Here is a 13884-nt window from a genome sequence, read left to right on the forward strand (position 1 = left end):
CCATTATTAGGCACTCCTTTAAACTCAACAGGCTGGGCATAAGTAGGAGCCGTTGGTATAGGCCAATAATTAGGTTTAGGAACCCTGATAGCGTAACCAATTCCTGGTTTCATTACATTGGTACGGGCTTCTGTTTTCCAGGCACTGTCGTAATAGGCAATATACTTATCTGACAAAGTGTTAGGAGATAAACCAACCAAGGTTTGTCCAACTACAGGTGATGACCAATAAGTAGCATCGAAATTCTTCATCGGAAATGAAGTTCGCTTGTAAATAATAGCTCCTGAATTTACAGCATTGGTCGTTTGCATTAAACTCGCATTGTTTTCAAATGTCAATGTTCCTCCATTAACAATTACAGCATTAGTAATTGTAAGCGTGATACCTGAATTCACTACAACATTTCCGGTATTTACCGTACAGCTACAACCAGTCAAATTGGTTGATAACGTATAATTACCTTCAAAAACAATTTTATCATCTGCTACTGGCAGAGTAGTGTCTCCTGTTTTTGACCATTTTGTACCGTCCCAGGTATTGACTGCCTGACTCATATTTAAAGTCAAAGAAGCGTCTGAAGTACAGCTTCCTTCACTAACTGTAAAAGTATAACTACCCGTTGCTAATCCTGTAATAGTATAACTAGTAGTATTTGGAACAACATTAGTATAGGCTGCCGCTACAGTTCCTATTTGATTTATTGTCCAGTTTCCTGATGGCAAATTATTTAAAACTACACTACCTGTTGAAACTGAACAAGTAGGATAAGTTGTTGTACCTAAAGTTGGAGCGTTAAAAGCAAGTATTCTAATTCTTGATTCTATAGACTCTTCAGTACAAGAACCGTTTTGCAATAAAACCCTGTAAGTTCTAAAAGCTCCTGGAAATGCCTGAGGCGTATAAGTTACATTATTCATAACATTTTGAGGATCTGGAATATCAAACCAGGTAGCTGCTGAATTATTAATATCATCATTATACTGCCATTTTACAACCAATGACGGATCAACAGTATAAGGAACTGCATTTCCTGCAATACTATGTAATGTCAAAGTTGGCAATGGATCGCTTTTACATAAATTTTCTCTTCCTCCGTTTACCTGTCCTCTGTCAATAACAGTCACATTTGTAGCGTATACTGCTGCTGCACCATTACAGCCATTTGAATTATTATAATTAACTGTAACTGTTTTAGAACCTGCAGTTAACCATTCGATTACAATATAATTATCTGTAGAAGTACCTTGCCCTCGAATTATATAATCTGTATCACGAACTCCCGAAACAGTCCACACATAATTGGATTGTCCTTGCTGTGTGGTATAAGTCATATGTGGACCCGCACAAGTTTGAGCCAGAGCAGGAGTTGTAAATGTTGGAGTTGGCCTTGGGTTTACCGCCATTGTTACAGCGTTTGATGTAGCAGGACTTCCAGTTAAACATGGACTTGCATTTGATGTCATAATTACTCTTACCACATCACCATTTGATAAAGTAGTCGATGTAAATGTTGAGGAATTTGTTCCTGCATCAACTCCATTGACTTTCCATTGATAAACTGGAGTAGTTCCCGAATTTGTAGCTGTAGCAGTAAAAGTTACAGAAGTTCCTGAACATATTGTTCCTGTTGGGGACGCTGCAATTGAAACACTTGCTGTTAAATTTGCATTTACTGTAACTGTTACAGGGGAAATTGCAAAACAGCCCGCTGCAGTAGTTCCTTTTATGTAGTAGGTTCCCGCTGTTGCTACTGTAGGAGTTCCATAAGCAGTTGTTGCTCCGGCATTTGTCCAGTATGTATAGGTCAAACCAGCTGTTGAACCAGCTGTAATCGCTGCAGCAGTTAGATCAACAGTACTTGGTGAGCAGACAGGCGTTGGATTAGTTATTGTTACTGTTGGAGTTGGATTTACCGTAACTGTTACCGGCGAAATTGAAAAACAGCCTGCTGCGGTAGTTCCTTTTATGTAGTAGGTTCCAGCTGTTGCTGCTGTAGGAGTTCCATAAGCAGTTGTTGCTCCGGCATTTGTCCAGTATGTATAGGTCAAACCAGACGTTGATCCTGCTGTAACTGCCGACGCAGTTAAATCAACAGTACTTGGTGAGCAGACAGGCGTTGGATTGGTTATTATTACCGTTGGCGTAGCATTTACTGTAACTGTTACAGGCGAAATTGCAAAACAGCCTGCTGCGTTAGTTCCTTTTATATAGTACGTTCCCGCTGTCGCTGCCGTAGGAGTTCCATAAGCAGTCGTTGCTCCGGCATTTGTCCAGTATGTATAGGTCAAACCAGACGTTGATCCTGCTGTAACTGCCGACGCAGTTAAATCAACAGTACCTGGTGAGCAGACAGGCGTCGGATTGGTTATTGTTAACGTTGGCGTAGCATTTACATTTATAGTTCTATTTGAAGTAACTGCTGTACATCCTGTTCCTGCATTAGAGGTGAGAACTAAAGTTACTGTTCCTGTATAATTTGCTGCCGGAGTATATGTTACAGTTGCTGGTGTTGCTGTTTGTAATGTACTACTTAAAACACCGCCACCACTTGATATTGACCATGCACCAGTTGTAGCACTTCCTCCAACACTTGCTCCTGTTAAAGTGATAGCTGCAGGTGAAGCTGATCTACATAAATTATCTGGACCTCCTGCTGTAGCAGTAGGTACCGCATTAACTTTAATTTGTCCTGAAACTGCACTATTAACTGTTGGAGAACACGCTCCACCAACAACACAATAATAATATAATGTCCCTGCAGTCGTAGTTAACGGTGTATAACTTTGTGATGTTGCTCCAGCTATTAGAGTTCCACCAGAATTACTTGATGTTGTATTACTATACCATTGATAAGTATAACTACTAAATCCAGAAGCTGTTACCGACAGAGAGCTAACGGTTCCATTCAAACAAGTAGTTTGCGTTGCAGTTGAAGGCTGACTTGTTATCGTTGGTGCAGTATTTGATGGACCACTCAAAGTAATATAAATATATGACTGTCTACCAAAATCAGTACATCCGTTTTTAGCATATACTTCAATATTGTTTTGATTTGCATTTGACGGAAAAGTAACTACTGCTGATAATCCATCAGCTGATGGGGTAATAATCCATGAAGAATCTCCTTTCCAGATATAACCTGAAACATTTGGAATTCCAGGTATACTAAACGTTAAACTTGTAGATCCTTTACATAAAACCAAGGGAGGGCTAGGTGAGTTTGGATAAGGAGTACCATTATATGATATTTGTCCTAAACTTCCGGCTTGTCCATTTGCAACATAAACAGTTCTAGTTGCTGTATATTGTGTACAACCACCTGTACCTCCTACTGTGTAAGTTATTGTTACAACCCCTGATGAATTATCAATACTTGTTATTAAACCTGAAGATGCATTTACAGTAGCTACTGCTGTATTACTACTGGACCAAGTTCCTCCAGGAACTGTGGAAGAAAAAGTCGTAGTTTTTGAACCATATGCACAAATATATTGATTCCCCGACAAAGTCCCTGCTGTTGTTGGACAATTTCCACCTGATTGATTAAGAGTTGAAAAAGTATATGGACTATTACCATTTCCTTGGCAAGCAGCATACTTAACACCTCCAATATTTATTTCCATGTTATTTGTACAACCAATATTGTCAACTTTTCCAGGAGACACAATACGTATAGTACCATTTGTTGGCAGATTAATGCTCGTATTGTTTGCATTAAATAATAAAATTCCTCTAATATCAATAGTTTTTGCTGACCTCGATCCATCTACCGTAATTGTAGCTCCACTAGCAATAACCACATCATCTGCTGAAGTTGGTACAATACCACCAACCCAAGAAGCACCAGCGTTCCAGTTTCCACCTGTTCCTGTACTCGTAATAGTGGCGCCAAAAATGAAATTTTGAAACAGACCCACTAACAGAATAAGTAAAATTTTCTTCATAAAAAAAATTTTTAAATTCTTATAAAAGAATAGTTTTTAATAACTAAATTTTGTTGATTATTTTCTAACATTACTACCTTATTTCAGCAGCATCAAAATCGAATGTGTGTAAGATTTTGTATTTCCTTATACCTACGTAAAAACCCCTAGGAAGGATTTAATTTTTTCAATCAATTTTCGATTAGAATATGAAACAAAATTAGCTTGTAAAATCAGGTTTTTTATGAAATTTCAGACCTTTTAGATGAAAAACATTATTAGTCGATGAGCGACATATTTTGAAATAAAAAAAGTAAGAATACGGTGTATTTGCCTACAATAAAAATTACATTAGCTACAGGTATAAGTAGTCTTATTACTACATAAAAAAACATAAAACATCTGATTTTCAATCCTCAATGATTTTTTATAAAAAAAAGAAGCAAAAAAGTTAGATTTCTATAAATCAAACCATTGAGTTTTCATAAAAATGCTTAAGTGTTTTTTAACTCTTGTAACTTTTTCATTTAAAAAATACGGTTGTATCTTTGAGAAAATATTGCAATACCACAAAATATGAAATATACTACCCTGCCCAATACCGATATAAAAGTGAGTAAAGTTTGTCTGGGAACTATGACTTTTGGCGAACAAAATTCAGAAGCAGAAGGTCATCAGCAAATGGATTATGCATTTGAAAATGGCATCAACTTTTTTGATACAGCCGAAATGTATTCAGTTCCGGGTCGTGAAGAAACTTATGGAAGCACTGAGAGAATTATCGGTACCTGGTTTAAAAAAACAGGAAATCGTGACAAAGTTATTTTGGCTTCTAAAATTGCCGGACCAAATCCTAATTTTGGATATATGCGTGAGAAATTAGATTTCTCACCTGCGAGTATTAAATATGCTTTAGAGAATAGCTTAAAACGCCTGCAGACAGATTATATTGATTTGTACCAACTGCATTGGCCGGAGCGTAAAACCAATTGTTTTGGACAGCGCGGATTTAAAGTTCAGGATGAAGCCTGGGAAGATAATTTCAGGGAAGTTCTGGAAACTTTTGATAGTCTAATCAAAGAAGGTAAGATAAAACATCTTGGAGTTTCCAATGAAAATGCGTGGGGAATGATGCGTTTTCTTGAAGAAAGCAAATACCAAAATCTTCCAAGAATTAAGACAATTCAAAATCCGTATAATTTATTGAATCGCCTTTTCGAGATAGGATCTGCAGAAGTTTCCATTCATGAAAATGTGGGATTGCTGGCTTATTCTCCGTTAGCTTTTGGAGTTTTATCTGGTAAGTTCTTAACCGGAGAGCCTCACCCAAAAGCGAGAATCAATCTTTTCCCTCAATACAAACGTTATAATAGCGAAGAAAGCACTCAGGCCACTCGTTTATATCAGGAAATTGCTCACAAACACGGATTGACTTTAACCGAACTGGCTTTAGGTTTTGTATTACAGCAGCCTTTTTTAACAAGTGCCATTATTGGTGCTACAACCATCGAACAATTAAAAGAAAATATTGCAACTGTAGATATAACGCTTTCGAAAGAGATATTAGCTGAGATTGATGAAGTTCAGACTATTATTCCGGATCCGGCCCCGTAATTTCAAAGTCAGAGTTACAAAGACTTTTAATCAAATAAATTCCACAAATTAACACAGATGAGTCCGTGAAAATTTGTGGAATTTGTATTTCAAGTCTATTCTGTTATAAATTCAAAACCTGATCTTTAGGATATTTTACCCTATAGCTAATTCTGAATTTCTTGTTTTCATTGGCATTCAGTTGTAATTGCCAGGTAAGTATTCCGGTTTCAGTATTTACTTTTGCACCGTCGCTTTGCAGCAATTCTATCTCAATGTCTTTATTCGTGCTTAACGGATATTGATCTTTCAACAATAATTCAACTGCCTCTTTTTTGTTATTTCTAACCGTAATATCAAAAGTAAAAGTTTGTTCTTTTTTAGCCGACAAAAATTTAGTTCCTGATTTGTCAGCTACCTTTTCTCTTTTTATTGACACTTTTTTATCGCGGCCCATACTCAGGTTTAAAGTATCACCTGTTTGGTTGGGTTCGATAAAAGTTTTACCTACATACATCCCTTCAAAAATTATATTGGCTTCACCGCGAAGTAAATTGTATTTGCTGTAATCGGCAATTTCAGCTAGCAAAAATGCTTCACTTTCAACTTTCGGAACCGAATAATATTTATACGAAGCAGGCAGTTTTATTTCTTTTAATGAAACGCTGTGTACTTTTCCATTTGATGAAATATCATACGGAATATCAATATCAAAAGAAATATTAAGCTGGTTTTCTGCGACAGTTGTATAATTTGAAATGGATGATTCCATCATTACAGGAGCAGCTGATTCCATCAATTTCTCTTCTGATTCTTTTTTGAAAAGACTTCCCTGCAGCTGATTCCTTGTACTCATTCCATAACCAACAACAACTGCATCATTGTAAACCTGATTTGCCAGAAACCAGGAACTTAATATTGGAGCCTGATTGTTTTGATTTGGAATACCACTTGACAAAGTCAGTTTTACTTTTTTCCAGTCAATTCCGGTGTTTTGAACCACTTGTCCTTTATACATCATATTAATTGGCGAAGTAACACTTTCAGCACGTAAATCATAAAAAGGAGTCCAGGTTGCATTATTGGTCAAATACGAAATGTCAAACGGAATTATTCCTGCTGTTTGATTCATTACCTGTAAAACTAATTTCCCAGAAGAGGTCTTTTCTTCTTTAGTAGCATTCACTTCGAGTTTGTTGTTGAGTTTTTTCAGAAGCTCATTCAGTTTTTGCTGTTTCTCTGAAAGCGTATTGATATTGTTGGCAATCTCAACTTGCTTATTTTTATAATAATCAACCATTTTCATTAATTCGGTTACATTCAAACCTGAATTTACACCTGAAATCTGTTGGTTTTTGTCTAAAAGCTGAATCGTTTTATTTTCTGAATTAATGAAATTAGTCACCTTCAAAATTTCCTTCTGAACCAAAACGATACTGTCTCTCACAATTTTTAACGCCGGAGATTTGGAATCAATATCATACTCAGAAATATAATTATTGGTAAACTGAACCGAAAGAACCGTTAGATTCGCCGGTGCGCCTATTTGAATTGAATTTTCATTTAAATTCACAGCAACATTCTTGATAACGATTTCACTTGCACCTGCAGGCAGAGTAACATTTGCGGTTTGAGATAATTCAGCGGCATTAAAATATACAGTCGCTGATTTTACTTTGGCTGTTGTAAAAATTGGTTTTTGCGCAAAAGCAAAAGTGCCAATCAGTAGTAATAGAACTATGATTTGTTTTTTAATCATTCGTTAGGTTTTTAAGTTATTTTTTTGAAAGATACAGATTACAAATATCCCAAAATGGATTGATTTAATAGTATATCACAAGAATGATTTTCTTTTTTGAGTTATCAATAAGTTTTTCCATAACTCCAAAAAACTTTTCATTCACCATTGGACAACCCAGACTGTTGCAGATTGGATAAGGCTGTTCATCAAAAGGAACATCAGCATATTTATGAAAGACAATATTTCGGTCAAAAGCATTACTGTTTGTTTTCTCTAAACCGTATAATTTATAAGCTTTTCCAAAACTTCCTGAATAAGAACCTCCAATCGCATATTTACCTAAGGAACTGCAATTAGAATTCTTTACATTACTGAATGTTAGTTTTCCGGGAATTCCTGTTTCTGAACCGGAACCATGAGCCACCAAACCTTTATTCGTTATTTTATTAGATTTTAAATCGTAAATAAAAAACCGGTTTTTTCCTGATTCTATCTTCATATCTAAAAAGAAGGCAACATCTGAATTGTATTTAGAAGATTTCCCCAAAAATCTCCTTATAACAGCTACCTCCTTTTTTAGATTCTCTTCATAGGAATAAACCGGTTTTGCCTTTACGGCTTTTAAAGTCTTTTCGTTATTATTTCTGCATGCAAAACTCACGCCAAAAATTCCGATTAAAAGCAAGATGAAAATATTCTTTTTCATATTTTACAGATTGGCTTTAGAATATGCTATTTTTCAACTGTATAACCTTTCACCTTTGCAAAACCCAGTATTGATGTATTGATTGCATTACCTAAATCATCCTGTTTTTTACTTTTCTTAGACTCTGCATCTATATATTCCTGACGCTTTTTCGCCAAGACGCTAATTTCTTTTTGAATGGTTTCTCTTTCTTTCGATTTTTGAGCTACAAAAGTTTTTATCTCTTCTGACGATTTGTTTTGAAGCTCTGTTGGCAGTTCTTCTTTCTTTAATTTTGAAATTGCTGTAGCATCATCTTTAACTCTATCAACCAGATCCCAGCTTTGATTTTTATAAACCGCTTTAGATTTACTTACCGCACGATCTGTATAATTTGCATTCGAAACCTTTTTTGCATTTTGATCCTGAACTGCCTGGTTCATTTTTTTCTCATGACCTTTTGAACCATAATTAATATAGGTTTTGTTGATTTTTTCATCACATTTTGAAATTTCTTCATCATATGGAGTAGCAATATATCGTACGGACTCATTCGAATCGATATTAAAATATTTTCCTTTTCCGTGATCAGCTCCATCTTTCCAGTAGATGTTTATTCCCGTGGTCTTGTCACCACAGAAAATGGTATTTACATAAATATCATTCTTTAAAGCATCACTGATTGCTTCTTTGTAATTGATGCCTCCCTGATTAAAATCTTCGTTGCCGGCAATGTAAATGAGTTTCATATTGCTCTTTTCTCTCGCCCATTTTAATTGTTTAGTGGCATCCTGAATAACGGCTCCGCAATATTCATTACCGCCATTGGTTCTTAAAGCAAATAGTTTTTCTGAAATCAAATCCAAATCTGTCGAAAGCGGTGTTATTTGTCGGATGTAATTTGATTCTTTTGATAATCCGTCATTTCCGTATTCATACAAAGCAATTTCGATATCCGGAGCATTCCCTTCATATTTTAATGTTGTCAATGTATTGACGATATTCCAAAGCCTTGATTTTGCCTGATCAATTAATCCGTCCATACTGCTGGAGGTATCCAATAAAAGGGCGACCTGAATTTTTGTATTTTCGGTTGTGACTGTTTTTTTAGTTCTAATATCTTTTTTTGGATTTGCATGGGATGAATTACAGCTTACTAAAGAAACTATAACAGCAAAAAGGGCGGGGATAAAAAATTTAGATTTCATAATTTCTAGTTTTAATTGGTTGATTACAGATCAAACTTAAAAACTTAAAATCCTCGTTTTTTGAAGAAATGGTGAAACGGTATTTTGACTTGGTAAAACAAGTTGTAAAAGGAGTTTAAAATACTTTACTTTACAATATTAACTGAAACCTTTGCGGTTTTGTTGAAAAACAAAGAATGCAACGAATAATTAGTATCATTTTATACACATTACTGCTGATTCCTATTGGAATAACCGCACAGGATTCCCTTGCTAAAAAGAAAGCGGCTCCATCTAGCAAAATGAGCAAAATTACGAAGAGTCTGGAAAAATCGCTGGATGTAAATGATGAAGATCAAATTGCACGGAATTACGAAAATCTGGCCAACGAATTTTTAAATAAAGGTGACAATGCCAAAGCCGAGGAATATTTTAAAAGGGCATTAAACAGTTATACCAAACTAAAACTCACCGAAGATAAAACCCGTGTAACACGAAGTTTAGCCAAAACTCAGGAAAACCAGAAGAACTTTGATTCGGCAATTAAAAATTATGAAGTCGCCGGTTCATTGGCAAAAGATGTTTCTGAAGAAAAAATCAATTTAAACGATGCCAATCGTTTACGTAATAACGCCAATCCCGCCAGCCAGACCAATTATGTAGACTCGAATATCGAATTGCTCAAAAAGGAAAACAAAAGCAAGGAAGTTACAGAAGCTTATGTACAGAAAGCCCAAAATTCATTAGAATTAAAAGATAAAAAGGTTGCCATAGAAAGCTACAAAAAAGCAATTGCTTATGCAAAAGACAAACCCGAAGCTGTTATCAATCTTAAAAATGAAATAGCAAATGTATATGCCTCAGACAATCAGTTTGAAAAAGCAATTGGCATCAACGAAAAGCTTTTGGCAGAAGCTGTAACGAAACAGGATTTTAATACCCAAATAAAACAATTACAATCGCTGGCTTCTCTTTATTTTAAAAAAGAAGAACCAAACAAAGCACTTGTCTCTCTGAAAGAAGCGTATGATCTGGCATCAAAAAAAGGAAATTCAACGGAAGCAAAAAGAACCTTATCAGAATTGGTGAAATATTACAAAACCGAGGGAAATGAAAAAGAAAGCATCGCATTGTATGACGAATTTCTTCAAAATTTCGATCAGTTAATCCAATCAGACACATCTTTGATTAATACTAAAAAGTTCCAGATTACAGAAGGTAAAATTCGTCAGCTTGAAAAAGAAAAGTCTCTTAAAGATGAATTAATTACGAAGAAAAACACCTTCAATTATTTTTTAATAGGATCTGTTATCTTGCTTTTACTTCTGTTCCTTTTTATTGTAAAATCGCTTTTTTCGATCAAAACAAAGAACAAGGAAATTGCTTTGCAATCATTACGACGTGAAATGAATCCGCACTTTATTTTTAATAGTCTCAACAGCGTCAATCAGTTTATTTCTGAAAACAAAGAACTCGAAGCCAACAAATATCTTACTTCCTACTCTACTTTGATGCGGGATATGATGGAAAACTCCAATAAGGATTTCATTATACTGGATAAAGAAGTCGAGCAGTTAAAAAAATACTTAGACCTGGAACATTTGCGTTTTCAGGATAAATTTGATTTTAAAATTACGGTTGATAAAGATCTGGATACCGAAAGTGTTTTTGTACCCAATATGATTATTCAGCCGCATTTAGAAAATGCGATTTGGCATGGCTTGCGTTACTTAGATAAAAAAGGATTTTTACATCTTCAATTTCAGTATTACAACGAAAAAGTAATTGTAGTTATTGAGGATAACGGAATTGGTTTAACCAAAAGTCAGGAACTCAAAACCAGTAATCAGAAAGTACATGAATCACGAGGCCTCAACAATACAAAAGAGCGAATCAGTTTGCTGAATGAATTGTATAAAAAGAATATTTCTTTTGCAATAAAAGAGAAAGAATCGCCGGAATCCGGAACTATAGTTGAAATTGTTTTTCCGTTAATTGACAGGATATGATGACTTTTCAAAAAATAAAAAGTGTAATTGTAGAAGATGAACTCGCAGCACGCGAAGTACTCAAAAATTACCTGAGCAAATATTGCCCGCAAGTTGAAGTCGTGGGAGAAGCACAGAATATAAATGAAGCCGTTCCGCTTTTGCATGAAATACAGCCACAATTGGTTTTCCTTGATGTCGAAATGCCATTTGGGAATGCTTTTGATGTTCTGGAAGCCTGTAAAGATTTACAATTCGAAACCATATTTGTAACTGCTTTTTCTGAATATTCTTTAAAAGCCCTGAACCAAAGTGCGGCTTATTATTTACTAAAGCCTATATCTATTGAAGAATTAATTGTGGCAGTAAACAAGGTTCATCACCAAATCATGAATCATGAAATCTTTAACCGAAATAAAATTATTGTTGAGAATTTCCACGAATCTAAACCTGAAAAACAACAGGTTATTCTGCCCACTCTGGAAGGATTTGAAGTCGTAAAAATGGAAGAAATCGTTCGCCTGCGCGGAAACGGGAATTTCACTGATTTGTATTTGAATAACGGAAACAAAAAAATGGTCTGCCGGTTTTTAAAACACTTTTCAGAAATTTTGCCTTTGCCTTTTATACGCGTTCACAAATCGCATATCATCAATATGAATTGCGTTAAATCGTATAACAAAGGCGGTATTATTACCCTTAATGATGATTCTGAAATTGAGGTTTCTCCAACTTACAAAGAAGATTTTCTCAAGAATTTTAAATAGTGTTGCCACAAAGGCAGAAATTTTAAAGATCAAATTCATCATTTATCGATAAAGAATCAACAGGAACCGCAGTTGAATCCGGCACTTTGATTTTGATTAATGAACGCGCATTTCCTGAAATGTACACCGGCAATTGACCAAGTGTATCCTCCGGAATTAAAAGACCACGACGGAACATTAAATTCTTTAAGAATTTTTGGTTTTGTAGTGCATAATCTTTCAGGTTTCCTTCATCATTAAACTGATACATGAATTTTCTAGGCTTCGGAATAATAGTTGCCAAATATAAACATTCATCTACGCTAAGATTTGCAGGGCTTTTCTGGAAATAAAACTGGCTTGCTTCTCCAATTCCGTAAACATTTGGTCCCCATTCAATAATATTGAAATAAACTTCAAGCATTCTTTCCTTGCTTACAATTCGGTTATTTTCTAAAATATAAACCAATAGAATTTCTTCCAGCTTTCGCGAAAGTGTCTTTTCACGCGTCAGGAAAACATTTTTAATCAATTGCATGCTAATCGTACTGGCGCCACGAGAGAATTTTTTCGTTCTGATATTCTTTAGAATAGACTGTTTGAAAGCTTCGTTGATGAATCCGCGATGCGAAAAGAAAGATGGATCTTCAGTAGTCAATACACATTTTTGCAAATAAGGCGAAATTTGATCCAAAGGTGTGTAATTCGGATTCGCATTTCCTACCAAAACAGGGCGCTGTAAAACATTTTGAATAATGGCACGATACACAAACTCTCCATTTAGTTTGTTCAGGTTTGCTTCTCCGTATTTGGTAATCCTCAGGTTTTCTTTATTGAGTTTACTGTCGAAAACTAAAGTATTTGGTTTGTTTTTATTGAATTTAAAATCCAGTTTATAATCGAAGTTTCCGGTCGCTTCCATTCCCTGAAAATGCGTAAACAATCCGTCAGGTAAGGATACGATAAAATCCTGTGCCTTCATTTTTGGAATATCAACTTTTAAGGTATAAACCGTATCCGATTCCGTATTATATGAAACGTACGGTTTTACTTTTATTTTGTTGAGCTGCATCGTTGAAGTGCTGTCAATCGAAATAAAATCTGATCCCAACAAAAAGCGATAATCAAATCGGGCATTTTTTATTACAACGTCTTTACTGGCAATTTTTGGATGATTAATTTTTAAATTGGCGATAGAAGTGTAACCGTCAATATGCAATTCGCTACCGTCTTTATCGATATTGGCAACGTTTAAACGTATCGAATCAAAGCTTGCCTTTAAATTATAGCGTTCATCTAAATAAGGAACCCTGATGGCTCCTGTATCCAGATTAAAAAAACGAATATCAGCCTTTTTATTTCTCGGGTCTGCAAAACCTTTTATATTCCATCGCTGGTCAAAATTCTTACTTTGAACATGTAAATTCGTTGTGAGCTGTTTATTGTCTAAAACCAATTTATTGATAGCAATCGTGGCTTTTTTTCCATTATCATCAATTTTAAAATCAAGATTTTCCAGTTTCATATCGGTTGGAACCAGATTCAGTAATTTTGTAATGATGCGATAAGCAATGTCAGCGTATTTACGTTTTTCATCTGATGTTTCTTCTGTATCATTTTTTTTCAAAAAGGCATCAAAATTTCTGATTTTTCCTTTTTTAACCAATTGAACGTAACCATCATTGATTTTTAAAGTTCCTAACTGTACATCACCAATCAGCAAATTACTCAGGCTGATGGTCGTTTCTACTTTTTTAATATTGAAAAGAGTGTCAGCATTTTTTGGAACTAAAACAATATCGGTAAATTGAATTCCTGACAAACCATCAAAAGAAGCTTCTTTTATTGAAAAATCACTATTGTAATCAACCGCCATTTTGTGCGTTACTTTGGCAATAACTTGTTTTAAAAGCGAGTTACGAAAAGAGTAAAGTGCAATACAGAGCAGTATCAATACTACAATAAGTATTTTTAAGACTTTGAAAGTTTTTTGCTTTGAAAATTTCATAAGTAAGTTTTAT

Annotated in this window: 7 protein-coding genes and 1 pseudogene; 3 read left to right on the forward strand and 5 right to left on the reverse strand. The window is 35.0% G+C overall.

Annotation, left to right across the window (positions count from 1 at the left end):
- Window positions 1–3944, reverse strand: a pseudogene (locus JE46_RS17670) (hypothetical protein); the annotation flags it as partial.
- Between the two features lie 555 nt (window positions 3945–4499).
- On the opposite strand from JE46_RS17670, the gene JE46_RS17675 reads away from it, so the two are divergent.
- Window positions 4500–5537: an aldo/keto reductase gene (locus JE46_RS17675; RefSeq protein WP_031456612.1), complete on the forward strand. Its 1038-nt coding sequence runs from the start codon at window positions 4500–4502 to the stop codon at window positions 5535–5537.
- Between the two features lie 103 nt (window positions 5538–5640).
- Here the strand turns inward: JE46_RS17675 and JE46_RS17680 are convergent, their stop codons facing one another.
- The 3 genes from JE46_RS17680 to JE46_RS17690 all read right to left on the reverse strand — a co-directional run bounded on the left by JE46_RS17680 (window position 5641) and on the right by JE46_RS17690 (window position 9150).
- The gene (locus JE46_RS17680) at window positions 5641–7275 is read right to left on the reverse strand and encodes a DUF4139 domain-containing protein (protein ID WP_031456613.1); all 1635 of its coding nucleotides are present in this window, start codon (window positions 7273–7275) and stop codon (window positions 5641–5643) included.
- 64 nt (window positions 7276–7339) lie between these two features.
- Window positions 7340–7963 (reverse strand): murein L,D-transpeptidase catalytic domain-containing protein, encoded by a 624-nt coding sequence (locus tag JE46_RS17685; protein WP_035136784.1) that lies wholly within the window; start codon window positions 7961–7963, stop codon window positions 7340–7342.
- A gap of 26 nt (window positions 7964–7989) precedes the next feature.
- Window positions 7990–9150, reverse strand: coding sequence for a vWA domain-containing protein (locus tag JE46_RS17690; RefSeq protein ID WP_031456615.1), 1161 nt, complete (start codon window positions 9148–9150; stop codon window positions 7990–7992).
- 176 nt (window positions 9151–9326) lie between these two features.
- Between JE46_RS17690 and JE46_RS17695 the strand changes: the two genes are divergently transcribed.
- Both JE46_RS17695 and JE46_RS17700 read left to right on the forward strand, forming a co-directional pair.
- Window positions 9327–11138: a tetratricopeptide repeat-containing sensor histidine kinase gene (locus JE46_RS17695; RefSeq protein WP_031456616.1), complete on the forward strand. Its 1812-nt coding sequence runs from the start codon at window positions 9327–9329 to the stop codon at window positions 11136–11138.
- Window positions 11135–11884 carry a LytR/AlgR family response regulator transcription factor gene (locus JE46_RS17700; RefSeq protein WP_031456617.1) on the forward strand — a complete coding sequence of 250 codons (750 nt, stop codon included), beginning with the start codon at window positions 11135–11137 and terminating at the stop codon, window positions 11882–11884. Before JE46_RS17695 ends, JE46_RS17700 begins: the two co-directional genes overlap by 4 nt.
- Before the next feature lie 22 nt (window positions 11885–11906).
- Here JE46_RS17700 and JE46_RS17705 read toward each other — a convergent pair whose 3' ends face one another.
- Window positions 11907–13871, reverse strand: coding sequence for a transglycosylase domain-containing protein (locus tag JE46_RS17705; protein WP_031456618.1), 1965 nt, complete (start codon window positions 13869–13871; stop codon window positions 11907–11909).
- Window positions 13872–13884 lie beyond the last annotated feature (13 nt).

The organism is Flavobacterium chungangense LMG 26729, from assembly GCF_000735715.2.
Lineage (GTDB): Bacteria > Bacteroidota > Bacteroidia > Flavobacteriales > Flavobacteriaceae > Flavobacterium > Flavobacterium chungangense.

Bases quoted from the DNA above. Each gene is read 5' to 3' on its own strand.
- JE46_RS17675 (WP_031456612.1), top strand. From the start codon at position 4,500: ATGAAATATACTACCCTGCCCAATACCGATATAAAAGTGAGTAAAGTT.
- JE46_RS17680 (WP_031456613.1), bottom strand. From the start codon at position 7,275: ATGATTAAAAAACAAATCATAGTTCTATTACTACTGATTGGCACTTTT.
- JE46_RS17685 (WP_035136784.1), bottom strand. From the start codon at position 7,963: ATGAAAAAGAATATTTTCATCTTGCTTTTAATCGGAATTTTTGGCGTG.
- JE46_RS17690 (WP_031456615.1), bottom strand. From the start codon at position 9,150: ATGAAATCTAAATTTTTTATCCCCGCCCTTTTTGCTGTTATAGTTTCT.
- JE46_RS17695 (WP_031456616.1), top strand. From the start codon at position 9,327: ATGCAACGAATAATTAGTATCATTTTATACACATTACTGCTGATTCCT.
- JE46_RS17700 (WP_031456617.1), top strand. From the start codon at position 11,135: ATGATGACTTTTCAAAAAATAAAAAGTGTAATTGTAGAAGATGAACTC.
- JE46_RS17705 (WP_031456618.1), bottom strand. From the start codon at position 13,871: ATGAAATTTTCAAAGCAAAAAACTTTCAAAGTCTTAAAAATACTTATT.